General features: G+C 72.1%; 1 protein-coding gene. It reads right to left on the bottom strand.

Annotation, left to right across the window (positions count from 1 at the left end):
• Positions 1 to 688, bottom strand: a 688-nt coding sequence (locus tag CCN33_RS29960; RefSeq protein ID WP_140394766.1) for an aminotransferase class I/II-fold pyridoxal phosphate-dependent enzyme, incomplete at its 3' end; no start/stop codon positions are given.
• Positions 689 to 886 lie beyond the last annotated feature (198 nt).

Raw genomic sequence — 886 nt, 5'->3', positions numbered from 1 at the left:
TCGCGGAGTGCACCACGATGTCCGCGCCGTGCTCGATGGGCCGCAGCAGATACGGGGTCGGCACCGTGTTGTCCACGATCAGCGGCACGCCGGCGTCGTGCGCCACGTCCGCGACCGCCCGTACGTCGAGCACGTTGCCGCGCGGGTTGCCCAGGGTCTCCGCGAAGAGCGCCTTGGTGTGGGGCCGGATCGCGGCCCGCCAGGCGTCCACGTCGTCCGGGTCCTCCACGAACGACACCTCGATGCCCAGCCTCGGCAGGGTGTGCCGGAACAGGTTGTACGTGCCGCCGTACAGCGAGGCACTGGAGACGATGTGGTCGCCCGCGCCGGCCAGGGTCAGCAGGGCGAGCGTCTCGGCGGCCTGCCCGGAGGCCAGCGCGACGGCGGCGACCCCGCCCTCCAGCGCGGCGATCCGCTGCTCGAACACGTCCTGCGTCGGGTTGTGGATGCGGGTGTAGATGTTGCCGGGCTCGGCGAGCGAGAACAGGTCAGCGGCGTGCTGGGTGTCCTGGAAGACGAAGGACGTGGTCTGGTAGATCGGCGTGGCACGCGCCCCGGTCGCCGGGTCGGGCACCGCGCCGGCGTGGATCTGCCGGGTCTCGAAGGACCAGGCCGAGGTGTCGGGTCCGGCGGGCGGATCGTCCGGGGTGTGACCGGCGGTGACCGAGTCGATGGGCTGGCTGCTCATGGTGCTCCTCGTGCGGTGCGGGCGCGGGTTCGGGCACGAGACAAGCACGGCCGGACAGCTCCGGACAGCCCGGCACGAACCCCGACACGAGGACTTCATGTACGCCACATCCCCGCAACACGGCCGCAGCACAGCCCGGTTACGACCGTGCCCCGGCCGGAGGAGTCCGGCCGGGGCACGCGCGTACAGCTACCGCAG

Source organism: Streptomyces recifensis, from assembly GCF_002154615.1.
Classification (GTDB): domain Bacteria; phylum Actinomycetota; class Actinomycetes; order Streptomycetales; family Streptomycetaceae; genus Streptomyces; species Streptomyces griseoluteus.
This window is presented reverse-complemented; position numbering and strand designations above follow the sequence as displayed.